Source organism: Hypericibacter terrae (assembly GCF_008728855.1).
Lineage (GTDB): Bacteria > Pseudomonadota > Alphaproteobacteria > Dongiales > Dongiaceae > Hypericibacter > Hypericibacter terrae.
In genome coordinates, this window is the sequence record NZ_CP042906.1 from 2,241,938 (window position 1) to 2,268,533 (window position 26,596).

A 26,596-nucleotide genomic window follows, 5' to 3' on the forward strand; every position below is an offset into this window, starting at 1 on the left:
GGGTGATGAGTGACGAACGCCTGGTGAAGGACGACGGCATGATGAGTCAGGATTCGACGGAGCCCTTCATGACCGACGGTGAACAAGGCGAGGAGTTGCGCGCCATGCCTCAGGACACGCAGAAGACCACGCTGAGCACGCAGAAGGCCCGATCGGGCGAAACCTCCGGCCATCTGCGGATCATTCTCGGGACCTCGCTCGTCCTCGTCATCGTGGCGCTGGGCGCGCTGCTGATCTTCTATACCTCCCATGGCTGAGGCGGTTACGGCGCGACCTTACTGGACGGGCGCCATCCGGCTCTCGCTCGTGGTGCTGCCGGTGCGGCTCTATCATGCCGTCGACACGCGCAGCGAAGTCCACTTCCATCAGATCCACAAGGCTTCGGGGAAGCGCGTCCGCCATCAGAATGTGGTGCCGGGGCGCGGTGCCGTGGAGCGCGACGAGATCGTCAAGGGCTATGAGTATGCCAAGGACCAGTATGTGCTGCTCGAGCCGGAGGAGCTGAAGGCGGTCCGCCTGGAATCCGCCGACAATTTCTCCATCGTCCAATTCGTCGACCGCAACGAGATCGATGCGATCTATTTCGACGAACCCTATTTCGTCGTGCCGGATGGCGATGCCGGTCTCGACGCCTTTGCCGTCGTGCGCGATGCGCTGCGCGCCGAGAAGAAGGTCGGCTTGGGCCAGATCGTGCTGTCGGGTCGGGAGCGGATCGCGGCCCTACAGCCCTGCGGCAAGGGCATGCTGCTCGAAACCTTGCGCTACGCCGAGGACCTCAAGAAGGCCGGTAAATATTTCGACGGCATGAAGAAGGTCGCGGTCGACAAGGATCAGCTTGGTCTCGCCAAGAAACTCATCGAGCAAAAGGCCGCGCCCTTCGATCCGGAGCGCTTCAAGGACCATTACGAAAACGCGCTCCGCGAGCTGATCGAGCGGAAGCTGAAATCGAAGGGCCGCCGGATCCGGACCGAGGAGCCGGAACGCAGAGGGGCGGAGGTCATCGATCTGATGGAAGCGCTGCGCCAGAGCGTCGGGCGCAAGAGCGGCGCCGTGGGTAAGGCGAGCGCGCCCGAACCGGCTGATGCACCGGCCCGGAAGGCCGCCGCGCCGCGCCGGCCGGCGGCGCGCGGGAAAACGCGAAAGAGGGCATGACGTCCGAGCCGACGCGCGGGTCGACGTCTGCGAGCGGCGACCGGTCGCTGGCGCGCTATCGCGCCAAACGGGACTTCAAGGCGACGCCCGAACCGCGCGGCCTCAAGGCCCGCTCGCGGGGCCACCGTTACCTGATCCAGAAACATGCGGCGCGCCGCCTTCATTACGATTTCCGGCTGGAACTGGATGGCGTGCTGAAGAGCTGGGCCGTCACCCGCGGTCCCAGTCTCGATCCCGCCGACAAGCGTCTTGCGGTCCATGTCGAGGACCATCCGCTCGACTATGGCAGCTTCGAGGGAATCATCCCAAAGCCCCAATATGGCGGGGGCACGGTGATGCTGTGGGACGAAGGCAGCTGGGAGCCGCTCGGCGATGCCCATGCCATGCTCCGGGCCGGCCGGCTCAAGTTTCGGCTCGACGGAGAACGGCTGAAGGGCGAATGGAATCTGGTCCGGATGCGAAACCGCTCGCCGCGCGAGAAGCGCGAGAATTGGCTCCTGATCAAGGGCCATGATAGCGCGGCGCGGCCGGGTGAGGGCGACAGTCTTCTGGAAATGGAAGATAGCAGCGTCGTCTCCGGCCGCAGCATGGAGGAAATCGGCCGCAGCCGATCGGTCTGGAACAGCAAGGCGCGGCAAGACGACAAGACAGCGAAACCGGCTGCCGAGCTGAAGGGGCGGCCATCGCCATCGGACAGGCGGGCCGCGCCGACGAAAGCGGCCAAGCGCACCGCGCTGCCGGATTTCGTCGAGCCGCAACTGGCCACCCGGGTCGAAGCGCCGCCCGAGGGGGCCGACTGGCTGCATGAGATCAAGCTCGACGGTTACCGGATCCAGGCGCGGTTGGAGCGACGCAAGGCACGGCTTCTCACGCGCCGCGGGCTGGACTGGAGCCACCGTTTCGCCAGCATCGCCGCGGCCATAGAAGCGCTCCCCGCCAAGACCGCCCTGTTCGATGGCGAGATCGTCGCCTTCGCCGAGAACGGGTTGTCCGACTTCGGGCGCCTGCAGGCGATCCTGGGCGGCGAGGAGGAGGGCGAGCTCGCTTTCGTACTCTTCGATCTCCTCTATCTCGACGGCTATGACCTTCGTCCCCTGCCGCTGCTCGAGCGCAAGGCGAGGCTGTTGAGGCTGCTGGGCGCGAACGAGCGCGGCCCGCTGCGCTTCAGCCAGCATTTCGACCGCGATGGCGCCGAGATCTATCGCCATGCCTGCGAGCTCGCCCTCGAAGGCGTGGTGTCGAAACAGGCGCATGCTCCCTACCGGCCGGGCCGAGGGCTCGGTTGGCTCAAATCCAAATGCCGCGAGCGACAGGAATTCGTGATCGCCGGTTTCACCAAGCCGGCGAAGGGCTTGCCCGGCATCGGATCGCTGGCCCTGGGCTATGGCAGCGAGGGGGCCTTTCGCTATGCGGGCCGCGTCGGCACCGGCTTCAGCCAGCAGCAGTCGCTGGCCTTGAGGCGCAGGCTCGAGCGAATCCGTCAGGACAAGCCGCCCTTCGACGCGCTGCCGGCGGCCGTCCGGCGTGGCGTCACATTCGTCAAACCGACGCTGGTGTGCGAGATTGAGTTCGCCACCTGGACGCGGGATGGTCTCGTTCGCCAGGCCTCGTTTTTGGGCTTGCGCGAAGACAAGCCCGCCAGCCAGATCACACGCGAGAAAATCATGGCACGCGCGAGCACGCCGTCGTCGAGGACCGAGAAGGAAAAGCCCGCCCGTCCCACCCGGCGAAAGCCGACCGCAGCCGCGAAGGACGAGGCAGCGCGCTCCTCGAAGGAGGAGAGTTTCCATGGCGTCCGGCTCACCCATCCCGACAAGCTCCTCTACAAGGAGCAGGGCATCACCAAGCAGGACCTGGCGCAGTATTATGTCGATGTCGCGGACTACATCATGCCGCATGTGCGCCGGCGCCCGCTGGCGATCGTGCGCTGCCCGGACGGCGCCAGCGGCGCCTGCTTCTACCAGAAGCATCTCTCCGCCGGAATGCCCGACGCCATCAAGCCCTTCAGCGTCAAGGGCAGGACCGGGCGCGAGACCTATGTCTCGATCGAGGATGTGCGAGGCCTGATCGCGCTGGTGCAGTTCGGTGTGCTGGAGCTGCATCCCTGGGGCGCTTCGGTCGACGATGTCGACAAGGCGGATCGCATCATCTTCGATCTCGATCCCGATCCCGGCGTCGCGTGGCCGGACGTCGTCAGTGCGGCCGAGGAGGTGCGCGAGCGGCTGAAGGAACTCAAGCTCGAAAGCTTTCTCAAGACGACGGGCGGGAAGGGGCTGCATGTTGTCGCCCCGTTGAAGCCCGCGATAGCGTGGGAGCCGGTCAAGCGTTTGACGCAGGTTGTCGCCATGAGCATGGCATCCGACAATCCCGCGCGTTATCTGGCGAAGGCGTCGAAAGCGGCGCGCAAGGGCAAGATCTTCGTCGATTATCTTCGCAACGACCGCGGCTCGACGGCAGTCGCACCCTATTCGACCCGGGCGCGCGAAGGGGCACCGATATCCGCGCCGCTCGAGTGGCGCGAGCTCGGACCCCGCGTCAAATCCGATCAATTTTGTCTCGAAAACATCCGGGATCGGCTGGCCCGGTTGAAGCGCGATCCCTGGGAGGGCTTTTTCAAGCTCCGCCAGAGCCTGAATTCGAAAACGCTGGCGCAACTGGAAGCGTCGCCTTGACCGTTGGATAGCGCCAGCGACGCCAGAATGGTGAGCACCCTCAACAGCGTGTCGCAGCGCCCTATACGGTCGGATAGTCCCGCCTCCTTAGGTTTAGCTGTCCCTTTGCCGCCTGGATTACCGGTACCGGCTGCCGCATAGAAAGCGCACGCAGCGCCGTCGAACTCGGACGGCCTGTCATCGTGGCAACGCCATGCGGCAAGACCTCAGGCCCCGCCCTCAGGTAACGCCGCGCGGCAACGCCCCGAAGTGCCGTCCAGGTGAGGCCGGGCCTTCGGGCCCGGCCGAACGGCACGGGCGGCAGCCCTGAGAGTTCGCGGCGTTCCCCCCAACGCCCCGCGGAAATCCGGCCGCCGACGGCGTGGTCACAGGGATGACCCTCCCACCGGCAGCCCCCCGCCGGTGGGAGGGTTTCGTCGCTGCTACGCCGATGGCGCGGCACTTCTGCAGGCGACTCCTAAACCGGGCGATTAAAGTCGTACGCCACGCGGCCATAAGGCAGCGTCAGGTCGGCGATGAAGTGATGCGCTCCCAGCACGCGACGCACCGGAAAATCCGCCACCGGGGCGTTGACATGCGGGATCAGATGGAGCCTGGCAGGACCGGCCCAGGAGCCCTTCACGGTGATCTCGGTCAGGTTGTAGGCCACGAGCTGGCAGATCTCCGGCCGGCCATCGACGCCGGGAATCAACTTCAGATTGATCTGGGTCTTGGACAGGGTGGCCGTGGTCTTCGTGCCGTTGCCGGCCATGCTCTCATGCTTGTAGGCCATGGTGCCCATCGCGACCATCTGCCCGGCATAGCTCAATGTGCCGGTCAAGGTATCCTTGACGATCTCGAGCTTCGGGTGTGCGTACTTCTTCGGGAAGCCCCAGATCTCGCGACCCGCCACCGTCGGCGGGTCGTCATCGAGATACATCTGGCTGCAAAAATTGACGTCCTCGCCTTTGAATCGGCAGGGGATCACGACCCCGGATTCGGAATAGCTGCCGAAGCCCGAGCTGTCCGGCATATGGATGAACTCGAAGGCCACCAGCGGCTGCGCCAGCGGTTCGAGGGGTTCGGGCAGCTGCTCGCGAATGACGGCCGGATCGGTCTCGTAGGTGATGATCATGTATTCGCGATTGATGAAGCGATAGGGCCCCGCCGGATAGCTGGGGCTCGCCAGCGGCATGGAGGGCAGGCGGAGGACGTCTTCCTTGCGCATGATCTTCCGTTTCTCTCTGCGGTCGTGGGTTCAGTGCGCGGTCCAGCCGCCATCGATCGACAGCGCGGCGCCGGTGATCGAAGCGGCGGCGTCGGAGGCGAGGAAGACGGCGAGCGCCCCCACATCCGAGACCTCGACGAACTTCTTGGTCGGCTGCGCCTCGAGGATGACGTCACGGATGACGGCCTCCTCCGAGATGCCGCGCGCCTTGGCGGTGTCGGGGATCTGCTTCTGCACCAGCGGCGTCATCACATAGCCGGGGCAGATCGCGTTGACGGTGATGCCGGCCTCGGCGGTCTCCAGCGCCACGGTCTTGGTGAGGCCGAGCAGTCCGTGCTTGGCCGCGACATAGGCCGCCTTGAAGGGCGAGGCCACCAGGCCGTGGGCCGACGACATGTTGATGATGCGGCCCCACTTCTTCTTTCTCATATAGGGCACGACCAGGCGCGTGGCGTAGAAGGCGCCAGAGAGGTTGATGGAGAGGATCGCATCCCATTTCTCGATCGGGAATTCCTCGATCGGCGAGACGAACTGGATCCCGGCATTGTTCACGAGAATATCCACGCCGCCGAACTTGCTCTCGGCCAGTGCGATCATCTGCGCCATGTCGGCCGGCTTGCTGATGTCCGCGGGGCTGTAGATCACCTCGATCTTGTGTTCCTTCGCGAGCCCCGCACGCAGCGTCTCGATCTCCTGGGCGTTGCCGAAGCCGTTCAGGACGAGATTGGTTCCCTGCTTGGCGAATTCGCGCGCGATCTCGAGGCCGATCCCGCTGGTCGAGCCGGTGATGAGGGCGGTCTTTGGAGCGTTCATGAGGATTCATCCATGTAAGGGGAGGGAGTCTGCGGCCGGAGGGCCGTGAAAAAACCGGGCGAAGGCGGATGTCGGAGCGACCGGGTCCCCTCATATAGGAACAACGGCCACGCCTGTGCGACGATTGTTTGACAGGACCGTGACTCCGAAGATGGTAGGTTATAGGCCGCTTGTCACGTCACCTGCTCGTCATATCGCCGCACTACTGTGCCGGGCGAAGGCAAGACGCAGCAGATGCGTTCCAGCTGCCCCAATTTTCCGGGAGATTTGCCATGGATGCCGAAACGCCGGTGCTACATAAGTCAAGGACGGGAGGCGGTTGGCGCCCCGAGCGCTGCGACCGGCTGGCCCTGGTGTTGCAGGGCGGTGGCGCCCTGGGCGCCTACCAGGCCGGGGTCTATCAGGCCCTGCACGAGGCCGGGATCGAGCCGGACTGGGTAGCGGGCGTATCGATCGGCGCGATCAATGCGGCGATCATCGCCGGCAACCATCCGCCGAAGCGGCTGGACCGGCTCAGGACCTTTTGGGAGCGGATCACCGAGCGGAAGATCTGGAACTACACGCCCGACGGCGACATTTACCGCAAGATCCGCAACGCGATCAGCTCTTCGCTGACCATCAGCCAGGGACAGCCCGGATTCTTCGAGCCGCGGTTTCCGGGGCCCTGGTTCACGGCCGCCGGCGCCAAGGACGCCACCAGCTACTATGACAGCGCGCCCTTGCGGGAAACGCTGCGCGAGCTGGTCGATTTCGACCTGATCAACGACCATGGCTGCCGTTTCGCCGTGGGCGCGGTCAATGTGCTGACCGGCAACTTCATGTATTTCGACAATCAGAAGGAGATCATCGAGCCGGAGCATATCATGGCGAGTGGCGCCCTGCCGCCGGCGCTGCCGATGATCAAGCTCGGCACCGACTATTACTGGGATGGCGGCATCGTCTCGAACACGCCGCTGCAATATCTGCTGGACCAGGAGGATGCGCTCAACACGCTGGCCTTCCAGGTCGACCTCTTCAGTGCGCGCGGCGACATGCCCCGCGATATTCAGGACGTGATGGCGCGCCAGAAGGACATCATCTATTCGTCCCGCACCCGCTACAACACCGACGTCTATCGGCGCCTCCACAAATGGAAGATGAAGCTGGGCCAGATCCTGAAGAAGATGCCGGAAGAACTGCTGGACGAGGAGGAGAAGAAGCTGCGGTGCGAGCTGATGGATCTGCCGGAGATCGTCATCCTCCAGCTGATCTATCAGCAGAAAGCCTATGAGGGACACGCCAAGGATTACGAGTTCTCCGGCATCTCGATGCGGGAGCATTGGCAGAGCGGCTATGAGGACACCAAGGCCACGTTGAAGAAGAAAGCCTGGATGGAGATGCCGCCCGAAGGCGCCGGCTGCATCGTTCACGACGTGCACCGCCAGGAGGATTGAGAGCTCGCCGGAACCCCTCCCCCTTATCCCCTCCCGAAAAAGGGGTAAGGGGGAGGGGTCCTAGCGCGTCCCCGTGACGATCGGCAGCGGGGGCTCGATCTCGCCGGCGATCAGCTCGGCCACGCGCGCCTGGAGTTTCCAGAGATAGCGGTCGTGGATGCCGAGGTCCTCGAGATGGGCGACGGTGTGCATCAGATATTCGGCGCCCGAGCCCCAATGTCCGCAGGCCTTGGCGAGAACGGCCGCGGTTTCTTCCAGCGTGTGGCCGCCCACATAGTTGCCGGCCTTGCTGTCGACCGTGAAGGCGAGGGCGGGAAGTCGTTTGCCATCGCTCTTGACGGGAACCCAACGCGGAATGTTAGCCGGCGGCTTGACGCTGACCTCCCGGCGCAGCAGTTGTTCGATGCATTGGGGTGCGGTCGCCGCCGGCAACCGCTGGATCACACCGCGGCAGGAGCCGCCACGATCGAGCGCCATCATCAGGCCCGGGCAGTCGGGCGTGCCGCGAAACCGCACCAGGCGCAGGCAGAACTTCCGGTGCCAGCCGTGAACGTGGGCCGCGCGCTGCCCGTCGATGTCGCAGGCGGGCTTCCAGATCAGCGAGCCATAGGCGAAGAGCCAGACATCCTCGCCGGGATCTCGCGCCGCCAACAGGGAGTCGGTCAGGGCGCGGTAATCCCCGTCGGTCATCGGCTCCTTCTTCATGACCGAATGACCGGGATCCGGCACGTCGCGATGCACCCGCGCCACCAGTTCGGGCGTCAGGGCCATGGCCGCGCGTCCGCTCATTGTTCGCGCCTCCTTCGAGTCCGAGCGGCAGAATAGCACTGGTGGCAGGTCGGGCTGGAGGGGCCGGCCGACTGCCCCTATTCTGGCGGCAGGGGGCATGCAGCGCAGCCAGCCGATGGCAGTCAAGAACGCATTTTCGTCGAGAAAACATTGGGCTGGATGGGCCTTCGGCGTGCTGGGGCTGGCCGCCGTCATCCTGGTCGTTTTTCACCTGGGCGATCTCCAGCATTTCGTGGCGCTGGCGCAGGGTGCGGAACCGGTGTGGCTGCTTCTGGCCGTGGGGCTGCAGCTGCTGACCTATGTCTGCGCTGCCGGAGTCTGGTATTGCGCCCTGGCGCGCATCGGCCAGCGCCGGCCGATGACGTCCCTGATGCAACTGGGCATCGCCAAGCTGTTCACCGACCAGATCCTCCCGTCGGGCGGAATCAGCGGGACATTGATGGTGGTCCAAGGCTTGGCGCGTCGCCGGGTCCCGTCCGACCTGGCCATGGGTGCCATGCTGGTTGGCCTGGTCTCCTTCTACGCGGCCTATGGAGTGGCAGCCTTGGGCGCCCTCGGGGCCTTGTGGCTCCACGACCAGATCAACCGCGTCGTGATCGCCATTGGAGCCGTCTTCGCCTTGTTCGTCGTGGGTCTGCCCGTCGCGGTCTTGAGGCTCCGCCGCCTGAACGACGGCCCCTGGCTGCGACGCCTGCAGCGAATTCCGGGGGTGGCGCGGTTGCTCAAATCGATCGCGGCGGCGCCCTCGAATCTGTTGCGCAGTCCCCGCCTGATGGCCGAAACGACCCTGCTTCAGCTCGGTGTCTTCTTGTTGGACGGCCTCACGCTCGATGTCATGCTCCTGGCGCTTGGCCAACCGAACTCGCTGCTGAGCGCCTTTGCGGCCTTCATGATCGCGAACGTGGTCACCACCCTCGGTCCCATACCGTTGGGGTTGGGAACCTTCGAGGCTGCGTCGGTCGCGACGCTGGTGCTTGGCGGCATTTCCGTGGAGGCGGCGCTGGCGGCGACGCTCTTGCTGCGTGGCTTCACCTTCTGGCTGCCGATGCTGCCGGGGCTCTGGCTGGCCCGCCAGGAACTCGGCGGCCGGCCGATCTCGGAAGTCGATGCGCCTCCGGATCACGCATAGCGCAATTGGCTGCCGATCCCGAGCCGGCGGGCTTTTTCCAGGGCCAGCGCCCCCAGCGCGATGTCGGAGAGCGACAGGCCGCGGTGCCAGAACAGGATGCGCTCCGTCGGCGTCTCGCGGCCGGGTTTCAGACCGGCCACGATCTGGCCGAGCTCGGCATGCAGGGTCTCCCGCGTGAGCCGGCCCTCGTCGACATGGCGGCGCAGCGCCCCGAACGGCCCGGCGCCGGCCTGGCCCCAATCGTCCATCACCACCTTGTCCATCGCGTCGGTGAGGTCGATCTCGACGGCGCTCATGGTGCCGTAAGGGATCGCGAGCGCGCCGGGCCGGACCCATTCGGTCTTGAACAGCGGCTCCGGCTTGTCGAGGCGCGAGGCCTCGACCAGGATATCGGCGCCCGCGAAGCAGCTTTCCCAATCCTCGGTGACGACGATCTTGCGCTTCAGGTCGCGCTCGAGCGTGGCGGCGAATGCCTCGCGGCTTTCCTTGCGTTTGGAATGGACCCGGATCTCCGTCAGATCGAACAGGCGGTTCAGGAGCCGCACGTTCCAATAGGCAGTGCCGCGGGCGCCGACATGGCCGAGCACATGCGAATCCTTGCGGGCGAGATATTTGGCACCGATGGCCGTAACGGCGCCGGTGCGCATCTCGGTGATCGCGGTCGCGTCGATCAAGGCCTGGGGCATGCCGGTCGCGGGATCGAACAGCAGCAGCATCGCCATTTCGGAGGGCAGATCGCGCTGCCAGTTGTCGATGAAGTCGCCCACGATCTTGACGCCGGCGAAACCGCGGCCCTCGCCGGTCGGCAACACGCCGCGCAGCACGTTGAAATGACCGCGCGTGTCGCGGGGCCGCAGATGCATGCGCGGCTCGATCACGGTCTGGCCGCGCCCCTGCATCGCGAGGCTCGCCTCGATGGCACCGAGGATCTCGTCGTCGGTCAGCGCCAGAGCCGCCATGTCGGGGCCGTTCAGATAGGTGAAATGGATGGGCGAAGGCATCGCGGCGGTACTCTTGCGGGGAGAACGGAGGATCAGGCGGAGGGGAGCAGCACGATCTTGCCGGTATGCTGCTTGGCGAGGAATTCCCGCTGTGCCGCGACGATGGCGCTCAAGGGGTGGATGCTGGCGATCACCGGTTTGATCTCGCCGCGCTCGATGTAGAGAACGAGATTGCCGAAGACCTCCGGTTCCAGGACGGTGCAGCCGATGAGGCGGAGATCCTTGAGGTAGAGCGTTCGCAGATCGAGCTCGACCACGGGGCCGGCGATGGCGCCGGCGGCGGCGTAACGGCCGCCGCGGCGGAGAAGGTCCAGCAGGTGGGGGAAATGCGCGCCGCCGACCACGTCGATGACGACATCCACCGTCTCGCGCCCGACCTGCGCCAGGAGGTCGGCGTCACGGGGGATCACGCGGCTGGCGCCGAGCGATAGGACGGCCGCCGCTTTCGCCTCGCCGGCGACGGCGATGACGGTGGCGCCGCGACGGCGTGCGAGCTGGACCGCCGCCGACCCGACCCCGCCCGAGGCGCCGGTGATGAGGACCGTTTCGCCGGCGGCGAGGCCGGCGCGCGCGAGCATGTTCTCGGCGGCGGAATAGGCGCAAGGGAAGGAGGCCAGTTCGGCATCGGAGAGCCGGCTCTCGATGCGGTGGGCGTGCAGCGCGGGCGCGATCGCGAACTCGGCGAAGGCACCGTCGCGGTCGGAGCCGAAATAGGTGATGCGATAGGGGTCGCCATCGGGTCCGCGAAACACCGGCTCGATTAGAACGCGCTCGCCGATCCGCCTGGCATCCACGTCCGCCCCGACCGCGACGATGCGGCCGCAGGCATCGGCGCCCTGGATGCGCGGAAAGGCGAGTGCGGCGCCGGTCCAACCGGAATCTTCGCTCTTGGCCTCGGTAAAGCCGCCGACGCCGCCGGCCGAAGTCGTTCCGGCGGTAACGGCCTTCGAGTACCAGCCCGTCCGGGTGTTGATGTCGGTGTTGTTGACGCCGGCGGCGCCGACGCGGATCAGCACCTCGCCGGCCTTCGGCGCCGGCACCGGCACATCGTCGCGATAGTCGAGCCTGTCGAAGCCACCATTGCCCGTGAGCAGGACCGCTTTCATCGTCCGAGGCGGCGTTGGCATGGGCGGGTTCTCCAACAGCGAGGCAACGGCGTCACGACCGCGAGCGCCGCGCCGACCGGGCGACGTTCTCGATCAGGATGACGACGCAGCCGACGAACAGGAAGATCGCCCGCCAAACCTCGGGCAGGCCGAGGGCGGGCAGGAGGAGGGCCACGATCGCGACCCAGACCAGGATGGCGATCGCGAGGCTGCCATCGTCGATGAAGAGACCGACGATCTCGCGGAGGATCTCGACGAGGCGGCTCACGACCGGCTCTCCTGCCGCGCCAGGGACATCCGGACGAGGGCGATGGCCGACAAGGCGGCGGCGAGGAAGCCGAGGCCGAGGGCGGGGATGGCCCAGTCGGCGCCGGGCCAGGGTGTCCCCAGGCCCTCGCCGATCCAGAACACGCCGAAGGCGGAGATCATGACGCCGACCACGAGCTTGAGCCCGTTCTCCGGAACCTTCGTCAACGGCTTGTGAATGAGCAGGCCGAGCAGCAGCACGGCCGCGAGGGCGGCCCCGGCGCCGATGCCGGCGGGAACGAGCTTGCCGCCGGTGGCGCCGACCGCGATGACGATGAAGACGACCTCGAGCCCCTCGAGTGTCACCGCCTTGAAGGCGGTTGCCGTCGCGACCGCATCGAAACCGCCGAAGCGGGTGAGTCCGGCACGCCGCAGCTCGGCGGTTTCCTTCTGGTAGATCTTTTCCTCGTCATGGAGGGCGATGATGCCCGCGGCCCGCAATATCGCCTTGCGCAGCCAGCGGATGCCGAAGAGCAGCAGCAGGACCCCGACCGTCAGCTGCAGCCAGGTGATCGGGATCAGCCCGAGCGTGGGCCCGAGCAACAGGATCAGCGCGACGAGCAGGGCAGCCCCCAGCCCGGCGCCGAGGAAGGCCGAGCGCCAGCCGCGAACGGTGCCGACCGCCAGCACGATCGTCAGCGCCTCGACGAACTCGACCAGAGAGGCCAGGAAGGCGGCAAGGAATGCGGACCCGGAATGGGCATCGGCGAAGATCATGATCTCTTTCTGTCTTGCGGCCCCGACCGGAGGGCGCGCGGGGACGCAGCCTAGCGCGGGCGGAGCTTGCGTTCGACCGCCACCGTTGCCGCGCGCATGCCGACATGGAGGGCCGAGAGCGGCTGGATCTCGAGCAGCAGGCCCGCCTCGGGCGCCTTGATCGCACCCAGAGGCTCGCCTGTGAGGCTGCGCACCCAGCCGATCCGTTCGCCCGCGCCGACATGATCGCCCGGCCGGCGCTCGGCCTCGAACAGCCCGCCCCAGTCGCTGCAGATCGCGCGCCGCACCCAGGGTGCTGCGGCCGGCCCTTGCCGCGGCAAGCGGTCGGAGAGGTCGGGGGCCGCGTTCAGCATGTTGATGATCGCCGTGGCGCCGCGATGGGCGCCGACATGGTCGATCGCATGGAAGCCCGAGAGCTCCATGGTCACGGCCGGCTTGCCCTGGCGCACGGCCCAGGCCGACCAGCTCCGGTCGAGGCCCTGAAGGTTCGATATTTCGGCCGGCATCTCCGCCACGACGGGGAGGGCGGAGCAGGCGGCCCAGCGCAGGACGCGCCGCTCGAGCCGACTGTCCGCGAAATGATCGAGCAGGACGAAGGGGACGCTCCAGCCGGCGGTGTGCACGTCGATCAGCGCATCATGCTCTTCGAGCAGGCCGGCCAGGGCATGGGCGATCCGGTCCGCGAGCAGCCCGTCCGGCCGGCCGGGGAAGCGCCGGTTGAGGTCGATGTTTTCCAGCGGCACCTGGCGCTGGCTGGCCCGGACCGCCAGCACATTGACGCAAGGGATGAGGGTGACCGAGCCGGCGGTGATCCAGTCCTCCAGCTGCTCGGCGGTATGCCAGAGGGCGGCGCTGGAGGTGACCTCGTCGCCATGGACGGCGCCGGTCACCAGGATCCTGGGACCCCGCTTGCTGGCGCGATAGCGCCATCCCCGGAGAGCGGTGGAGAGGCCGGGATCGTCGTTCCCGAGGCTGATCTCGAGGGGCTGTCGGCGCATCGGAGAACCCGGTCCCGCGTGTCGCGGGACCGAGCGGTCGCTCAGCGATGGTGAGCGAGGAGGGCGCGACCGGTATCGGTCAGCTTGCAGACCAGCCATTCGGGCTTCAGCGGATTGCTGAACCAGGGCTCGGCCCAGCCCATATCGATGCAATGGCGGATGGTGCGCTCGTTGATGCGCTGGCCCCACTCGTCGAACAGCGGCAGCTTGCCGCCGGGCTGCTTGAGCCCCTTGCTGAGCCAGCGCAGCTGCACCGAGGTCGGGCGCAGAGTCGTTGCGTGATGATTGGTCTCTAACATATTGGTTTTCATGACGACCCTCGGCGCACTTGATGTGCCATCTTAGGCTAAGCCGGGGATGCGGAAAAGCGACGTGACCTAACTCCTTGATCTCGGAGATAGATCAGAGGGTTGTCGGATAGCGTTAACGCAAAAGGCCGCGGTTATCCCCGCAACTCACGGAATTCGCCGCGTGCGTCCTCAGCTGGCGGCTTCGGTGCTGCCGGTTCGATCCAACAGATCCGCCAGCGCGGAGGCGTCGGCGATGGCATGGCGCAACGCCGAGGCCGCCTCTCGGGGGGTCGCGTCCATCGGCAGGTCGGACATGACGGCCTCCAGGCGGCCATGTGCGAACCAGGCCTTGTGTCGCGCGAGCTCGGCTGGAATGCCGGGCTCGCCCCAATTGACGATCGACCCGACATTGGTCGGATCCGCGAAACGCGTGTCCCGCGCGACGAAGCCCGGCACCATGGTGATGCGTTCGCCCTTCTCCATGAGGCGCGTGGCCCGGTGGAGGACCAGGTTGCCCTGCTGGAACAGCGCATGGCCCGGACCCGGAAAGGGCATGGATTCGATCCGGTCCGGGGGCAGTTCGACGCTGCTGCCTTTGATCAGCCCGGCGACAGGCGCCGCCAGCAGCCGGGCCGCCTCCTCGCGCGAGCCGCGGAAGAACTGAAACAGTCCCCCTTTGATGGCCTTGGGATCCGTGACCATGAGGACGATGTCGAAGCCGATGGAATCGGTGTGCCAGGTATCGACATGGCGCGTGATGTCCTCGGGCGCATAGTTCACATAGAGCTGTTGCGACGGCATCGAATGCGGGGCGAGCGCCGTGCCGGCGACCGACGACAGGAACGCGGCCAACTCGGGCGAGGTAAAGAGATCGCGCAGGAACCGCGAGCGATAGACGCCGCCAGTCAGGTAGGAGGCCGTCCGGTCGCTCTGCCGGCCGAGTTCCTTGAGCCGCAGGGCGATGGCGCGGGCTGTTTCTGCGCCTTCCTCCGACAAGACGCGAAAGGGCCCGGCCACGGCCACGGGGCTGGGCGAGGCCGCGATCGTGCCCTTGTCATAGCCGAAGTCCGCGAGCGTCCAGGTCCGCTCGGGCTGCGTGAACGCGAAATGGCGGCGGGGGTCGAAGCGAGGTTCGTCGTCGAGCGCGACGTAGCCCGAGGGATTCTGATGCGGAAAGCCCGGAGCATCGGCCAGCCGTGCCGGCTCGTTTCCCTCAGGAGCCGCTGCGCCGGAGCCCTGCGTTGTCACATTTCGATTCATCGATACCCCTTCGCGCAGGCAAGCGCCCTATGAAAACCGGTCCAACGCCCCAACGACGACAGCCACGATCATGGGCCGTCGCGAGGCATTCTCCGATGACCATAATCCGAGCCGCGGCTCAAGATAAGGGAGGGGCAGGTCTTCGACGAGGGAGGCTCAGCCTCTCCGGGCGCCCTCGGCGCGAGCCTTGCTCAGCGCCGTCTCGGTGATGAGGGCCGCCCGCAGGTCGGCGTTGCGCAGGTCGGTCTTGACCAGGCTGGCGCCGCGCAGGTCGCTCGCCACCAGCCGGGCGCCGGAAAGATCGGCGAAGTCGAGCCGGCAGTTGCGCAGATCGGCGCCCGAGAGATCCAGCCCCGCGATCTCGAACCCCGTGAGGTCCTGGCCGGAGAGGCTGAGGCGGGCGCCCTCGAGGCCGTAGCTGTCGATCCATTGTCGGTGCTCCTGGACCATCTCCAGGAGGTCGTCGAGTTCGATCCGCTGGGGCAGCTTCACCATGCTGGCGGCCCATCCCGGCAGGGTCGCCGCGGCATCCCGGGTCTGCGAGAAGTCGGCCCCATCCAGCCTGGCCTTCTCGAACTCCGAGCCGGCGATACTGCATTCCTCGAACAGCGAGCCGCGCAGGTCGGCGCCGCTGAAATTGACGTCGTTCGCTTTCACCCTGGAGAGCGAGACCTTGTGGAGGTTGGCGTTGGTGAAATCCGACCCCTCGATCGTGGCGCCAGCGAAGGAGACCTGCGGCTCGACATCGTCGAGTCCGGGCGCCTTGTGGGAGGGCAAGGCCGCGCTGCGGAAGATCGCCTCGCTGGCATTGGTGCGGACGAACTTGGCGTTGCGGAAGTTGCAGTTCTCGAACAGCGCACGCACCAGATGGGCGCCCTCGAAATCGGCCTTGTCGAAGGAGCAGTCGAAGAACTGGCCGTGGCTGAGATCGCAGCGGCGCAGATCGGCGCCGTCGAACTTGACGCGCTTGACGGTCTTGCCGGCGAAGCTGACGCCCTGCAGCCACCGGCCGCTGAGATCCTGGTCAGCGATCTCCATGACCATGACGGGTTCCTCCCTGGAACCGATCCCGAACTTCCCCTGAAGGAGCATGGATTCCCTGCCGTCAAGAACCTCTGAACGTTCGGAACAATTCGATGCAATCGCCAAGGGCCGCTGGCGACGGGAAAACCAAGGATTGAATGATCAGTCAGCCGCTAACGTAGCGGCAAAACAACCTGCGGACAGGCCGCCAATCGGTTGACTTAATCTGCCGTTAACGGTGCTTGCAGCCGTGTGCCGCGCACAATGATGCCGCCGCGGTCGCCGATGGTTACCGATCCGTAGCGCTGGGCAAAAAGCTCGGGCAGGGGCCGTGCATGTGAGGCGGCAAGCCATAGCCGCAGCAAGTGCCGGCGTCGCTCGGGCTCCGGCCAATCAACGAAGTCGGTGCGGTCGTGTAGCAGGGTATGGTTATGCACGAGTTGAACGTCGCCGGGCTTGAACTCCATGAACAGGTTGAGCGTGGGATCGTCGGCCAGGGCATCGAACAGGTCGAGGGCCTCGATATGGGCCGGCGTAAGTCTTGGGGCATCCGGAAACCGCTGCGCCGAATTGATGTATTGGCGCTGATAGATCGCGGTCAGGAATCCCTGATGCCAGTTGAAGACGGGAATCTCGAAATAGGGCTTCTGGCCCTCCGGCACCTCGCCGCGTCGGTCGGTGGCGATCGGCTCGAACAGAAGCTTCAGGAGATCGGGTCGGCGGCGGCGCATCTCGTTGAAGATCGTGGTCGAACTCACGAGGGCAGACAGTCCGCCGGAGCGCGCGGTCTTGAGGCAGAGAAGACCCACGACGTCGCAGGAGTCCGTATGGAAGGTCTGCCGCGCATTGGTCTGGTAGATACGGACATTGGGATCCTGAACGTCGAGGCCCAGATCCTGCACATGGCCCAGCACATGACCCTTGCCATTCTGGGAGCGGGCGCTGCCGAGATGCGCACCGATCCCGAAATAGGCCGTTGCCGCCTCGCGGACGCTCCAGCGCTCGACCGGCAGCCCGCGGATCAACAGAAAGCCGCGGCCGTTGAGCACCTCGTCCCTGACACGCGCTTTGAGCTTCGGGGCCAGCGTTGGAAGGGGAAAATCGCGCGCTGCAATGACCGCAATGTCGGCTTCGCGTGCCGTCAACGCCTTGGTCGCGGATTCGATCTCGGTGATATCGGTGGCCGCGAGCCGCATCTGCCACTCGTCGCCTCCGGCGAGGGTGGGGCCATACCAGGCGGCGGCGCCGGTCTGCTCGGGCGGCAACGCGAATGACAAGGGCTCTGGCTTCCAGCGTTGGGTTCCGAACGATCATCCCGCTTCGCGGAGCTTCGCTTGCAGGGTCATCCGGTCGACTTTGCCCGAGGGCAGCAGCGGGAACTGTTCGAACGTCAGTAAGCGGGAGGGGCGCGCAAAGGCCGGAAGGCGCTTGGCGCAGGCAAGGCGCACGGCCGTCTTGATCGTCTCGCTGGGCTCCGCCAGCAGGGCGGCATGGACTTCGGCGTTGCCATCTGCCTTTGCCACGAGCGCGGCGACGGCATCGCGAACACCGGGTTGGCTCCGCAACACGGCCTCGATTTCGCCCAAGTCGAATCGATGACCGCGGATCTTGATCATCTGATCCTGGCGGCCAACGAGATGCAGCAGCCCGGCAGCATCCCTATAAGCAAAATCGCCCGAACGCCAGGAATGAGGACGCCCGGAGAGGCGTCGCCTGGCGGTCAACTCCGGATCCTTCCAATAGCCGAGCATGACCGGCGCTCCTTCGACACAGAGCTCGCCGACCGCCCCATTTTCCACTTCCCTATCCGCGTCATCGCGCAGGGAGATGGCATATTCCGGCCTGTCGGGCCCGATCGGCAGTGAAACCAGGTCGTCGGGCAGATTCTGCGGAATCTCGAAGGAAGTAATGCGATAGACCTCGGTCGCTCCATAGTTGAACTTGAATCGACAGGTGGGCAGCGCAGCCATGAGCTGACGCAGCAAAGGAATGGGGAAGGACTCGCCAAAGACACCCAGCATCCTCAGCGAACGCAGATCACGGGATCCCAGTTCGCCGCTCTCGAGCAAGAGGCGAAGTGCTGTGATCGTGGATCGCCATACCGTCACGCGCTCTCGCTCGACGGCACCCGCGACACCCGCCGGGATCATGGCTTCGCGATCGGAGAGCAGGAAAATCTGCGCGCCTGCCGCGAAGGGAAAGAACATATCGTAGGCGGCGTAGTGCAGATTGGTGTGGCTCAGCATCCGATCCCGATCGTCGAGGACGTCGGATTTGACGACGAGCTCCACGCCGGCCGCGATATTGCCCTGAGACAGCATTACGCCCTTCGGTTCCCCGGTCGAACCGGACGTAAAGTAGATGGCCGCGAGGCTTTCGGGGCTGAGGGGCAAGGGCTCCGCGTCGGGGGGCATTCCTGAGAGGAGCGTCGCAAGCCCCTGGCCGGCTTCGGCTGCGGTCAGGCGACAGACGGGGAAACCGGGCCATCCGCCTTCCGCCGCGAGTTGATCCGCCATTTGCGGCGTCGTCATCAGCAGTTTGGGCTCGGTCGATCTGAGAATGGAATTGAGGCGTGCGGCAGGGCCCTGAAATTGGAGGGGCACATAAGCCGCGCCGGCCGCGAGAATTCCCAGAATGACTTGGATGGCCTCCAGGCTCTTGGGCAGGCAGAAGGCGATGCGGTCGCCCGGCAAGACGCCGTGGCGCTCGCGCAAGAATCGGCTGCATCGCAGCATGCCTTCGCGCATCTCCGCGTAAGTGAGATGACCCAGGCCGGAGGCCATGGCCCGTCGAGCGGCCCAGGCCGTCGGAAATTCAAGGAGTGGCTTCACGCAACGGCCCCCTGCGATACCCGGTCAGAAGCCATGAATGAGCATTTCAGGCCTCGGCAAAGCTCGATGTGAACGCTGCCTGCTGCTCTCTGCCGGGCGCCGGCTCTCCGGCGATTATTGCGCGCGCCCGCGCTTGGCGTCCAGCCGGGGCAGCTCGATTGCGGGGCAATGATCCATGATGACCGTGAGGCCGGCCTTCCCGCCTCGCGCCGCCGCCGCGTCGTCCCGCACACCGAGCTGTATCCAGACGGTCTTGGCGCCGATGGCGATGGCCTGGTCCACGACCGCGCCGGCCTCCTCGGAGCGGCGGAAGACATCGACCATGTCGATCTTCTCCGGGATGTCGGCCAGCTTCGCATAGACCGTCTCGCCGTTGATCTTGCCGCCGGCCTGGCCGGGATTGACCGGGATGCAGCGATAGCCCCGCGATTGCAGGAAACGCATCACCCCATGGCTCGGCCGTTCGGGCTTGGGGCTTGCCCCCACCACGGCGATGGTCTTGGTCTCGGCGAAGATCCTCTCGAACAGCGCGTCGGGATAATCCGGCATGGGACTCTCTGAGGGTTTCGGGCAGTCAGGGATATGTGATGCCGCCGGTGTCTTTCATCAACCGCGCCATTCGGGTTTGCGCTTTCCCAGGAACGCATCGATACCCTCATCCGCGTCCGCTTCCAGCAGGTTGCGGACCATGACGCCGGACGCGTGGCGGTAGGCTTCTTCGAGGCCAAGCTCGGCCTGGCGGTAGAAGGCTTCCTTGCCCATGGCGATGACCGCCGAGGATTTCGTGGCGATCTGCCGCGCCAGCGCCATTACCTCCGGCGCGAGGGACGATGGCGGCACGACGCGATTGATCAATCCGATCCGGCGCGCTTCCTCGGCGTCGATCGGCTCGCCCGTCAGCAGCATCTCCATCGCAGGCTTGCGCCCGACCGCGCGGCTGAGGGCCACCGCCGGTGTCGAGCAGAAGAGGCCGATATCGACGCCGGGGGTGGCGAAGCGGGCGCCGCTCTCGGCCACCGCCAGATCGCAGCCTGCAACCAGCTGACAGCCGGCGGCCGTCGCCACGCCATGGACCTGCGCGATCACCGGCCTGGGGCAGCGCCGGATGGCCAGCATCAGGGCGGTACAGCGGTCGAAGACTTGTTCATAGCGATGCCGGTCGGGCGCGGCGCGAAACTCCCGCAGATCATGGCCGGAACAGAAGGCCGGCCCGTTGCCCGCGATCACGACGACCCGGACCGCCGGATCCAGCCGGGCGAAAGCTTCGAGCAACTCGCCCATCAGCGAGAAGGAGAGCGCATTGCGCGCGGCGGGACGGTTGAGCGTCAGGATGGCGATGCCGTCTTCGACCCGTGATAGGAGCTCGGGTTCGTTGGCGAGGTTGCTCATGAGCGCTTTCTTCTGGAGTGGTGTGCCGGTCAGAGGCCCATCTGCTTGAGCATCGCCTTGGCCAGGACGCTTTGCGGCCAGCTCAGGCTTTGCGTGATCGAGAAATGATGCGTCTCGGGCAGCTTGATGAATTCGGTCGCGCACCCGTGCCGGCGCAGAAACGCCTCATAGGCCTCCGACTGCTTGATCCATTCCGGCGTCTCCTTGGCCCCGACCGCGACCAGGACCGGGCAATGCGCGCGCAGAGGGAGGCTCAGCGGGCTGTTGCGCGCCACCATCTCGGGCTTGAGCCGGATCTCGGCATTGGCCTGGATGCGCAGCACCGGATCGATCTGGTAGATCCCCGTGATGCAGGCCGCTCCCTTGATGACGTCCGGCGGCACCGGGCTTCGCGTCCAGTCCTCGGCCAGCATCATCGCGACCAGATGCGCGCCCGCCGAACTGCCCGAGAGAAAGATCCTGTCGGCATTGCCGCCGAGCAGTCCGGCATGGCGATAGATCCAGATCACCGCGTTGCGGGTCTGCTGCACGACGGTGTCGAGCGTGACCTTGGGACAGAGATCGTAATTGAGGACGACAGTCGTGGCGCCGCCCGCCACCAGCGGCTCGGCGACATAGCTGAAATCCTTTTTGTCGAGCGCCCGCCAATAGCCGCCATGGATATAGACATGGATCGGCGCGCCGGGATTGCCGGCCGGGAAGACATCGAGACGTTCGCCGGGGCTCTCGCCATAGGCGATGTCGGCGGTGTGGCGAATCTTGCCTCTCGTCTCGGCCGACAGCTTCGCGTCGCGGGCCAGCCATTCTTCGCAATCGGGAACGGCGATACGCGGGCTGAACTGCGCGTTGATGGTGGCGTCGTCGAGATGGTCGTAGGCCATGGAAAGGTCGCCCGAAGTTGGAATGCTGCGCGATCTTGGCCGATGGCGGGCGAGGGGTCCAGGGGCTGCGCCTATTGCGGGCACAGGAAGGTCACGATGAACCGGGCGCCAAAGCCCTCGGGTCCACCCTGGGGCGCATCGGCATAGTAGCAGACGCCACCCCCGATAATGACGCGCTGGCTGCCGATCTTCAGCACTTGAGTAACCTGTAAATTGAGCGGCACCGTCCAGTCCTCGGATTTCCAGTTGTATGTCGTTTCCGTGTTCAGGGAGAAGGTCGTCGCCTGGCGCCTCGGGATAAGAGGCGGGGCCTGCAGATGGTGTAGCCTCGGGGTTTCTCACTTCCGGGAGGTCCGCCGTGAGCGATAAACAGAGCCCTTCAGAACTGAGCCGCCGCCAAGCCTTGACGCTGCCGCTCGCCGCGGCCGCCGTCGGCCTCCTGGCACCGTCCCTCGCCAAGGCCGCGGCCGACGATCCGCTGCCGTCCTGGAATGACAGCCGCTCCAAGACGGCGATCCTGGATTTCGTGGGCCGCGTCACCAAGGAGGGCGGGTCCGATTTCGTGCCGGTCGAGGATCGCATCGCCGTGTTCGACAATGACGGCACGCTCTGGTCGGAGCAGCCCGCTTATTTCCAGTTCTTCTTCGCGCTGGCCCGGGTCAAGCAGCTCTATCCGGAGCATCCGGAATGGGAGAATCAGCAGCCTTTCGCCGCGGCGATCTCGGGCGACATGAAAACCCTGGCCGAGAGCGGCGAGAAGGGGATGGCCACCATTGTCATGGCGACCCATGCCGGCATGACGACGGCGGAGTTCGCGCAGCTCGTGGTCGACTGGGCCACGACGGCGAAACATCCGCGCTTCAACCGGCTCTTTATCGACCTGGTCTATCAGCCGATGCTGGACACCCTGGCGCTGCTGCGGCAGAACGGCTTCAAGACCTACATCGTCTCCGGCGGTGGCATCGAGTTCATGCGGCCCTGGACCGAGAAGGTCTACGGCATTCCGCCCGAGCAGGTGGTCGGCAGCTCCATCGTGACCAAATTCGAGATGAAGGATGGCAAGCCGGTTCTGATGCGCCTGCCGAAGATCGACTTTATCGATGACGGTCCGGGCAAGCCGGTCGGGATCAATCAGTTCATCGGTCGACGGCCGATCTTCGCGGCGGGCAATTCGGACGGCGATCTCGAGATGCTGCAATGGGTCACGGGTGGGCAGGGGCCGCGCTTCGGCATGCTGGTCCATCACACCGACGAAAAGCGGGAATGGGCCTATGACCGGCAATCCAAGGTCGGGAGGCTCGACAAGGCGCTCGACGCCGCGGTCGCGGCCAAATGGACCGTGGTCGACATGAAGTGGGACTGGGCCAAGATCTATCCGTTCGGCGGATGAGGAATCCAGGGCCGGACTTGTCGCCGCCGCGCCAGAGAGCGGCACTACTGTGCCGCGGCCTCGACGGTGCTCATCAGCGCGCGGACCCGCTGGGCATCGGGGACCTGGGGCACGTTCAGGCTGCCGTCGATGATCTTGGCGCGGACGGCCATCACCTCGGTCCATACGGATTCCGGAATGTGGGGCGTCTTCAGCAGCCGGACGGAGTCGTCCGCCAGGCTGAGCCTGAAGCCTCTGGTGCCGAATTTGTCGGCGCGCAGATCCTCGACCATCGCGCCATAGATCGGCGCCAGGTCCCACACCACCGATGTCAGCAAATGCCCTCTGTCGATGCTGCTCTTGTCGCCAATGACATCGATGAACCAGACCTCGCCGCCGTCGCGGGCCTTACCGGTCTCGACCGCCTCGATCATGCCGAAGGTCGATCCGTCCCCCTGACCGAACACAATGTCGGCGCCGGCGGCGATCACCAGGTCGGTCACGCGGCGACCGCCCGCCGCATCCGAGAAGGCGGCCGGGCCGATGACCGCATAGACGACCTTGATATCCGGCTTGGTTGCCTTGGCACCCATGACGAAGCCGGCCGACTGGGTGTTCCAGGGCACCGGCTCGCCCGAAACCACGATCCCCAACGTGCCCGTGCGCGTCATCCTGGCCGCGAGGACGCCCGCGAGATAGGCGCCTTCGTAGCCGTCCACCATGCAATCCGCGATCAGGCCGGGCTTCGCCGCGTCCGGCTTGCCCGCGATCGCGATCGGCACCTTCAATTCCTGCGCGACTTCGATCCCGCTTTCGGAATATCCGTTGGCATGGAGGATCAGCAGGTCGACGCCATCGCCGGCAAGCTCGCGAAGCGTGGGGCGGATATCGCCATAGCCGAGGCCTTCCACCGGGATGAATTTGAGATCGTATTTCTTCGCGACCGCCCGGCCGGCTTCGATGCCTTGCTGATTCCAGCCGAAATCCGTGCCTTGCTCGGGAACGAGCACGGCGATGCTCTTGACCTCGGCGGCCGGCGCTTGCGCGCCTACCGAGGCGAGAAGAATCAACGCCATTCCGGCCAACGCCAGCTTCGATCCGACCTTCTTCATTGCCGCCTCCGGAAGTGGGGCCGCTGCGCCCTTCGGAAGATGCCGCGGTCGCAGCGCGTGGCATGCGAAGCATATCGGGTTACGTGCCGAAATTACAGATCGGCCAGCGCGTCACGCATCAAGATCGGGCAGGCCACGACGGCGTGCTGTCTCATGAGTCAAATCCCGGCGGCGCCGGGCGCGGGGAGGGGGCCGCCGCCACGCCGGTCGTTTCATCCGCCGCGATCGGCAGCGTGAAGCAGAAGACAGCGCCGTGGGGCTCGTTCGGCGTCGCCCATAGCCGCCCGCCGTGGGCCTCGACGATCGACCGGCTGATCGCCAGCCCCATGCCCATGCCATTGGGTTTGGTCGTGTAGAAGGACTGGAACAGGCGGGTGAGATTCGCCGGATCGAATCCCGGGCCGGAATCGCGGACGTCGATGAGCACGTCGTCCGCATCGCTTCGGCCGGAGCGGACGACGATCTCCCTTGTCCTGTCATCGACGTTGCCCATCGCCTCGACGGCATTGGCCAGGAGATTGAAGATCACCTGCTGCACCTGGACGCGGTCCGCCCGCACCGGAGGCAGGCCGCTCGAAAGATGGGTTTGCAGCACCACGCGATTCTTCTGCAAATCGCTTCGGGCCAGACGGACAACCTCGAATATCGTTTCGTTGATATCAAGGGCGTCTCTGCTCGGCGGCGTCTTCTTGACGAGGGAGCGGATGCGGCCAATGACGTCGCCAGCCCGCTTGCCGTTGTTGACGATGCTTTCGAGAGCTTCGCGCGCCTCTTCCAGGTTGGGCGACGGCGCGCCCAGCCAGAGCAGGCCGGCGCCTGCATTGGCGACCACCGCGGCGATGGGTTGATTCACCTCATGCGCGATCGAGGCGACCATCTCGCCCAGGAGCATCACGCGATTGACATGCGCGAGCGCCGCCTGGGCTTCGTGGAGGGACTCCGTGGCCACCATATGCTCGGTGAGGTCGCGGGAAATCACGAGGGCCGCCTCCACCCGGTCGGAACCGAGCCACAAAGGCGAGTAGGACACCGCCATGAAACGCCGGCCGAACTTGTTGCTGAACCATTCTCTGTAGCCCACCTCTTCGCCGGCGAAACAGCGGTCCAGATGCGGCTTGATCGTTCGCTCGAAGGTCTCCTTGCCGGTGAGGTCGGCCTGGAGCATGCCGATGAATCTTTCGGCCGGTATTTTCCAGTTTCGCTCGTAGATCGGATTGACCCGCCGATAACGATAGTCCCTGCCGATGATGGCGACACCGTCCGGCGACTTCTCGAATACCTGGCCGATCAGGATCTCCGCCCGCTTGCGGTCGGTGGTGTCCATATCGGTGCCGACGAATTCGACGAGATTGCCGGCGCCGTCGAAAACGGGATGCGCCGCCGTGTGGATGTAGCGGACGGTGCCGTCGGGAAGAACGGACCGGTAGTCCAGCTCGCAGTCCGTTGCCTCGCGCACCGCTCTCTCGATGCTGTCGACGAATCCGGCCCGATCTTCCGGATGAATATGCTGGCGGGCGTCCTCCCATGACGGGACCCCGTTCTTCGGGTCGAGTCCGTGAATGCGGTATTGCTCCTGCGACCAGTGGGTCAATTCCCTGGTGGTGGCGTTCCATGCCCAGCTGCCGGTGCGGCTCAGCCTCTGCGCTGCGGCCAGATAGGCCTCGCTCCGTCGCAGGGCCTCCTCCGAACGCTTGCGCGCCGTGATGTCCATCACCGCGCCGGCGAACTCCAGCGCACCGGACTCGGTGGCGACGGCGCGACCGATGACCCTGAGATGCTTGACGGCGCCATCGGGCATCAATGCTCGATGTTCGATGTCGAAGGCCGTTCCCTCCCGTTGCGCGCGATCGAGCGTCTCCTGGACCAGGGCCCTGTCGTCGGGATGCGTTCGCTGCAGGACGAGTTCCACCGTGGGAGGGCTCGCACGGTCATGTTCGAGTATCCGGAAGGTCTCTTCCGACCAGTAGATCTCGTTGCTCGACACGCTCCAGCCGAAGCTGCCGGTGTGGCTGAGCCTCTGTTCGTCGGCCAGATAGGCCTCGCTCCGTCGCAGTCTCTCTTCGGCGCGCTTGCGTTCGGTGATGTCGTTGCTGGTCGAGAGGATCGCGGCCGGCCGCCCTCGCTTGTCCCGTTGCAGGAGCCAGCGGCTGGTCACGACAATCCGTGTTCCGTCCCGCTTCCCATGGACGAGTTCGCCCTCCCAGCGGTCCATGCGCTCGAGCTCGGCATTGATCTGGCCAACCGGAACGGGGAAAACCGTCGCCAACAGCTCGTGAGACACCTTGCCGACGGCTTCTTCCGCTTTCCATCCATAGAGTTCCTCGGCGCCGCGGCTCCAGTAGGAGATTGCATGGTTCATGTCGCACGAAAATATGGCGTCGTGCGAAAGGTCGAGAAGATCGGCCCGCTCGCGAAGCGCCGCTTGCGCCGATTGGCTTTGCAGGGCGAGGAAGGCCGTTCCTCCGATCGCCAGGATGCTGATGAATATGTTGACGATCCCGGTCGATAGCGGGCCTGGTGGCGGCGTTATGGCCGCGCTCAGCAGCGTCAGCGCCGCGCATCCCAGGGCGACCAGCAGGACGCCCCGTGCCCGGCAGAAGCGGGCGGATAACAGCACGACCGCGACGTAAAGCACGGCAACCGTGATTTCCAACGGGCTGACCGTGTCGGCTATGAAGATGCAGAGCGCAAACGCGGCAGCCACGATGGGAAGCAGCGTGGAGGTGGCATTCCCCGCGGAGGGCGCTTGATGCTTCAATGAGCCCTGGCTCCGTCTCTGCGCTGGCTCCTAGCCTAGCCCGGTAGGTAGGAGCTTTTCTTGGGAATCTTTCCCACATTGGCAACCCCTTCCCGTCCGCCTTGGGTGGCCGAGCTGGGGCTGCGCATTCTTACGACAGAGGGCTGATCCAGTCGGGAAAAGTCTTGTTGGAAAAGCGCCAGTTGGCTTTCTTCGGGGTTCAAGCCGTCTCACGGTCAAGCGCACGAAGGACCGATCCCGGTGGGCTGGTACGGGCGCGCACCGGATAAGAAAAAATGACGCGTCCCGGACATGGCAACGTGGCGATGGCATGGCGGGATGGGATTGTCTGACGCGGCCAGCCGATCCGGGAGCCCCCCT

At 65.6% G+C, this 26,596-nt stretch carries 24 protein-coding genes; 6 read left to right on the forward strand and 18 right to left on the reverse strand.

All coding sequences use genetic code 11. The features are described from left to right. Nucleotides 1–5 precede the first annotated feature (5 nt). The 3 genes from FRZ44_RS10330 to ligD are packed head-to-tail and all read left to right on the forward strand — an operon-like array spanning nt 6 to nt 3,824. Nucleotides 6–257 (forward strand): hypothetical protein, encoded by a 252-nt coding sequence (locus FRZ44_RS10330; protein ID WP_151177105.1) that lies wholly within the window; start codon nt 6–8, stop codon nt 255–257. Continuing rightward, complete coding sequence (gene ku, locus FRZ44_RS10335; RefSeq protein ID WP_151177106.1) at nt 250–1,152, forward strand: non-homologous end joining protein Ku; 903 nt, start codon at nt 250–252, stop codon at nt 1,150–1,152. The genes FRZ44_RS10330 and ku overlap by 8 nt, the downstream gene beginning before the upstream one ends. Beyond that, on the forward strand, nt 1,149–3,824 hold the full coding sequence (gene ligD, locus FRZ44_RS10340) for a DNA ligase D (RefSeq protein ID WP_151177107.1): 2,676 nt from the start codon (nt 1,149–1,151) through the stop codon (nt 3,822–3,824). The genes ku and ligD overlap by 4 nt, the downstream gene beginning before the upstream one ends. Nucleotides 3,825–4,281: 457 nt before the next feature. On the opposite strand, the gene FRZ44_RS10345 is transcribed toward ligD, so the two are convergent. Both FRZ44_RS10345 and FRZ44_RS10350 read right to left on the reverse strand, forming a co-directional pair. Next, complete coding sequence (locus FRZ44_RS10345; RefSeq protein WP_151177108.1) at nt 4,282–5,031, reverse strand: acetoacetate decarboxylase; 750 nt, start codon at nt 5,029–5,031, stop codon at nt 4,282–4,284. A gap of 30 nt (nt 5,032–5,061) precedes the next feature. Then, nucleotides 5,062–5,844 (reverse strand): 3-hydroxybutyrate dehydrogenase, encoded by a 783-nt coding sequence (locus tag FRZ44_RS10350; protein WP_151177109.1) that lies wholly within the window; start codon nt 5,842–5,844, stop codon nt 5,062–5,064. 272 nt (nt 5,845–6,116) lie between these two features. Here FRZ44_RS10350 and FRZ44_RS10355 point away from each other — a divergent pair, with 272 nt between their 5' ends. Continuing rightward, a complete protein-coding gene (locus tag FRZ44_RS10355; RefSeq protein WP_151177110.1) occupies nt 6,117–7,277 on the forward strand; it encodes a patatin-like phospholipase family protein in 1,161 nt (386 codons plus the stop codon). A 60-nt stretch (nt 7,278–7,337) separates the two neighbouring features. Here FRZ44_RS10355 and FRZ44_RS10360 read toward each other — a convergent pair whose 3' ends face one another. Next, on the reverse strand, nt 7,338–8,066 hold the full coding sequence (locus tag FRZ44_RS10360; RefSeq protein WP_151177111.1) for a gamma-glutamylcyclotransferase: 729 nt from the start codon (nt 8,064–8,066) through the stop codon (nt 7,338–7,340). 97 nt (nt 8,067–8,163) lie between these two features. Here FRZ44_RS10360 and FRZ44_RS10365 point away from each other — a divergent pair, with 97 nt between their 5' ends. Further along, nucleotides 8,164–9,195 (forward strand): lysylphosphatidylglycerol synthase transmembrane domain-containing protein, encoded by a 1,032-nt coding sequence (locus FRZ44_RS10365; RefSeq protein ID WP_191908521.1) that lies wholly within the window; start codon nt 8,164–8,166, stop codon nt 9,193–9,195. On the opposite strand, the gene FRZ44_RS10370 is transcribed toward FRZ44_RS10365, so the two are convergent. The 13 genes from FRZ44_RS10370 to FRZ44_RS10430 form a co-directional block, all read right to left on the reverse strand. Beyond that, complete coding sequence (locus FRZ44_RS10370) at nt 9,186–10,196, reverse strand: ornithine cyclodeaminase family protein (protein ID WP_151177113.1); 1,011 nt, start codon at nt 10,194–10,196, stop codon at nt 9,186–9,188. The two genes, FRZ44_RS10365 and FRZ44_RS10370, sit on opposite strands and share 10 nt — an antisense overlap. 32 nt (nt 10,197–10,228) lie before the next feature. Then, nucleotides 10,229–11,323: an alcohol dehydrogenase family protein gene (locus tag FRZ44_RS10375; RefSeq protein ID WP_225308639.1), complete on the reverse strand. Its 1,095-nt coding sequence runs from the start codon at nt 11,321–11,323 to the stop codon at nt 10,229–10,231. Nucleotides 11,324–11,354: 31 nt separating this feature from the next. Continuing rightward, nucleotides 11,355–11,570, reverse strand: a complete 216-nt coding sequence (locus tag FRZ44_RS10380) for a hypothetical protein (RefSeq protein ID WP_151177114.1) — start codon at nt 11,568–11,570, stop codon at nt 11,355–11,357. After that, nucleotides 11,567–12,325 carry a COG4280 domain-containing protein gene (locus tag FRZ44_RS10385; RefSeq protein WP_151177115.1) on the reverse strand — a complete coding sequence of 253 codons (759 nt, stop codon included), beginning with the start codon at nt 12,323–12,325 and terminating at the stop codon, nt 11,567–11,569. The genes FRZ44_RS10380 and FRZ44_RS10385 overlap by 4 nt, the downstream gene beginning before the upstream one ends. 50 nt (nt 12,326–12,375) lie before the next feature. Continuing rightward, nucleotides 12,376–13,323: a succinylglutamate desuccinylase/aspartoacylase family protein gene (locus FRZ44_RS10390; RefSeq protein ID WP_191908522.1), complete on the reverse strand. Its 948-nt coding sequence runs from the start codon at nt 13,321–13,323 to the stop codon at nt 12,376–12,378. Nucleotides 13,324–13,364: 41 nt separating this feature from the next. Next, entirely contained in the window at nt 13,365–13,622 is a 258-nt protein-coding gene (locus FRZ44_RS10395) for a hypothetical protein (RefSeq protein WP_151177117.1), read from the reverse strand. Between the two features lie 180 nt (nt 13,623–13,802). Next, the gene (locus FRZ44_RS10400; protein WP_151177118.1) at nt 13,803–14,873 is read right to left on the reverse strand and encodes a HalD/BesD family halogenase; all 1,071 of its coding nucleotides are present in this window, start codon (nt 14,871–14,873) and stop codon (nt 13,803–13,805) included. Nucleotides 14,874–15,029: 156 nt separating this feature from the next. Further along, the gene (locus FRZ44_RS10405) at nt 15,030–15,917 is read right to left on the reverse strand and encodes a pentapeptide repeat-containing protein (RefSeq protein ID WP_191908523.1); all 888 of its coding nucleotides are present in this window, start codon (nt 15,915–15,917) and stop codon (nt 15,030–15,032) included. A 200-nt stretch (nt 15,918–16,117) separates the two neighbouring features. Beyond that, a complete protein-coding gene (locus FRZ44_RS10410) occupies nt 16,118–17,173 on the reverse strand; it encodes a TauD/TfdA family dioxygenase (protein ID WP_225308640.1) in 1,056 nt (351 codons plus the stop codon). Between the two features lie 33 nt (nt 17,174–17,206). Next, on the reverse strand, nt 17,207–18,679 hold the full coding sequence (locus tag FRZ44_RS10415) for an AMP-binding protein (protein WP_151177120.1): 1,473 nt from the start codon (nt 18,677–18,679) through the stop codon (nt 17,207–17,209). Between the two features lie 162 nt (nt 18,680–18,841). Then, a complete protein-coding gene (locus FRZ44_RS10420; protein ID WP_151177121.1) occupies nt 18,842–19,276 on the reverse strand; it encodes a CoA-binding protein in 435 nt (144 codons plus the stop codon). 57 nt (nt 19,277–19,333) lie between these two features. Beyond that, entirely contained in the window at nt 19,334–20,116 is a 783-nt protein-coding gene (locus FRZ44_RS10425) for an enoyl-CoA hydratase (RefSeq protein WP_151177122.1), read from the reverse strand. Between the two features lie 29 nt (nt 20,117–20,145). Continuing rightward, nucleotides 20,146–20,997, reverse strand: coding sequence for an alpha/beta hydrolase (locus FRZ44_RS10430; RefSeq protein ID WP_151177123.1), 852 nt, complete (start codon nt 20,995–20,997; stop codon nt 20,146–20,148). 358 nt (nt 20,998–21,355) lie between these two features. Here FRZ44_RS10430 and FRZ44_RS10435 point away from each other — a divergent pair, with 358 nt between their 5' ends. Then, complete coding sequence (locus FRZ44_RS10435; protein ID WP_225308641.1) at nt 21,356–22,387, forward strand: HAD family hydrolase; 1,032 nt, start codon at nt 21,356–21,358, stop codon at nt 22,385–22,387. A gap of 44 nt (nt 22,388–22,431) precedes the next feature. On the opposite strand, the gene FRZ44_RS10440 is transcribed toward FRZ44_RS10435, so the two are convergent. Together FRZ44_RS10440 and FRZ44_RS10445 are read right to left on the reverse strand one after the other, a co-directional pair. Then, nucleotides 22,432–23,478: a putative B6 ABC transporter substrate-binding protein gene (locus FRZ44_RS10440; protein WP_151177124.1), complete on the reverse strand. Its 1,047-nt coding sequence runs from the start codon at nt 23,476–23,478 to the stop codon at nt 22,432–22,434. A gap of 151 nt (nt 23,479–23,629) precedes the next feature. Then, a complete protein-coding gene (locus FRZ44_RS10445; RefSeq protein ID WP_151177125.1) occupies nt 23,630–26,182 on the reverse strand; it encodes a PAS domain S-box protein in 2,553 nt (850 codons plus the stop codon). Nucleotides 26,183–26,596 lie beyond the last annotated feature (414 nt).

Bases quoted from the DNA above. Each gene is read 5' to 3' on its own strand.
- FRZ44_RS10330 (WP_151177105.1), top strand. From the start codon at position 6: ATGAGTGACGAACGCCTGGTGAAGGACGACGGCATGATGAGTCAGGAT.
- ku (WP_151177106.1), top strand. From the start codon at position 250: ATGGCTGAGGCGGTTACGGCGCGACCTTACTGGACGGGCGCCATCCGG.
- ligD (WP_151177107.1), top strand. From the start codon at position 1,149: ATGACGTCCGAGCCGACGCGCGGGTCGACGTCTGCGAGCGGCGACCGG.
- FRZ44_RS10345 (WP_151177108.1), bottom strand. From the start codon at position 5,031: ATGCGCAAGGAAGACGTCCTCCGCCTGCCCTCCATGCCGCTGGCGAGC.
- FRZ44_RS10350 (WP_151177109.1), bottom strand. From the start codon at position 5,844: ATGAACGCTCCAAAGACCGCCCTCATCACCGGCTCGACCAGCGGGATC.
- FRZ44_RS10355 (WP_151177110.1), top strand. From the start codon at position 6,117: ATGGATGCCGAAACGCCGGTGCTACATAAGTCAAGGACGGGAGGCGGT.
- FRZ44_RS10360 (WP_151177111.1), bottom strand. From the start codon at position 8,066: ATGAGCGGACGCGCGGCCATGGCCCTGACGCCCGAACTGGTGGCGCGG.
- FRZ44_RS10365 (WP_191908521.1), top strand. From the start codon at position 8,164: ATGCAGCGCAGCCAGCCGATGGCAGTCAAGAACGCATTTTCGTCGAGA.
- FRZ44_RS10370 (WP_151177113.1), bottom strand. From the start codon at position 10,196: ATGCCTTCGCCCATCCATTTCACCTATCTGAACGGCCCCGACATGGCG.
- FRZ44_RS10375 (WP_225308639.1), bottom strand. From the start codon at position 11,323: ATGCCAACGCCGCCTCGGACGATGAAAGCGGTCCTGCTCACGGGCAAT.
- FRZ44_RS10385 (WP_151177115.1), bottom strand. From the start codon at position 12,325: ATGATCTTCGCCGATGCCCATTCCGGGTCCGCATTCCTTGCCGCCTTC.
- FRZ44_RS10390 (WP_191908522.1), bottom strand. From the start codon at position 13,323: ATGCGCCGACAGCCCCTCGAGATCAGCCTCGGGAACGACGATCCCGGC.
- FRZ44_RS10395 (WP_151177117.1), bottom strand. From the start codon at position 13,622: ATGTTAGAGACCAATCATCACGCAACGACTCTGCGCCCGACCTCGGTG.
- FRZ44_RS10400 (WP_151177118.1), bottom strand. From the start codon at position 14,873: ATGAATCGAAATGTGACAACGCAGGGCTCCGGCGCAGCGGCTCCTGAG.
- FRZ44_RS10405 (WP_191908523.1), bottom strand. From the start codon at position 15,917: ATGGTCATGGAGATCGCTGACCAGGATCTCAGCGGCCGGTGGCTGCAG.
- FRZ44_RS10415 (WP_151177120.1), bottom strand. From the start codon at position 18,679: ATGGCCTCCGGCCTGGGTCATCTCACTTACGCGGAGATGCGCGAAGGC.
- FRZ44_RS10420 (WP_151177121.1), bottom strand. From the start codon at position 19,276: ATGCCGGATTATCCCGACGCGCTGTTCGAGAGGATCTTCGCCGAGACC.
- FRZ44_RS10425 (WP_151177122.1), bottom strand. From the start codon at position 20,116: ATGAGCAACCTCGCCAACGAACCCGAGCTCCTATCACGGGTCGAAGAC.
- FRZ44_RS10430 (WP_151177123.1), bottom strand. From the start codon at position 20,997: ATGGCCTACGACCATCTCGACGACGCCACCATCAACGCGCAGTTCAGC.
- FRZ44_RS10440 (WP_151177124.1), bottom strand. From the start codon at position 23,478: ATGAAGAAGGTCGGATCGAAGCTGGCGTTGGCCGGAATGGCGTTGATT.